The sequence below is a fragment of the Pseudoalteromonas sp. SG43-6 genome, assembly GCF_014164365.1.
Lineage (GTDB): Bacteria > Pseudomonadota > Gammaproteobacteria > Enterobacterales > Alteromonadaceae > Pseudoalteromonas > Pseudoalteromonas rhizosphaerae.
Genome location: NZ_JACJEZ010000177.1, coordinates 1 through 404 on the forward strand (window position 1 = coordinate 1; position 404 = coordinate 404).

The window sequence follows — 404 nt, forward strand, 5'->3', positions numbered from 1 at the left end:
ACACTGACGATGCCACCGATTTCATCACTGCTACCGGTGATGGTTGGCGTGGTATCGTTCGTTGCAGCAAGTGGATCAATATCAAAAGTAGGCGCTTGAGTGTCAATTACTCCGCCGTTTTCAGTGTCACTGGCGGTATTACCTGCCGCATCAGTGACGCTGCCATCCACTTGGAATGCGCCCTCTGCAAGCGGCGTCGGTATATCCACCGACCACGTACCATCTGCAAGCACTGTCGCGATTAAGGTTTGTACTGCCCCCGTCGCATCAGTGACGATGACACTGACGATGCCACCGATTTCATCACTGCTACCGGTGATGGTTGGCGTGGTATCGTTCGTTGCAGCAAGTGGATCAATATCAAAAGTAGGCGCTTGAGTGTCAATTACTCCGCCGTTTTCAGT

The 404-nt window shown here is 52.2% G+C and carries 1 protein-coding gene; it reads right to left on the reverse strand.

Translation table 11 applies throughout. From position 1 onward, the window contains the following. On the reverse strand, nucleotides 1–404 hold a 404-nt coding region (locus tag H5201_RS22685; RefSeq protein WP_259399745.1), incomplete at both ends, for an Ig-like domain-containing protein.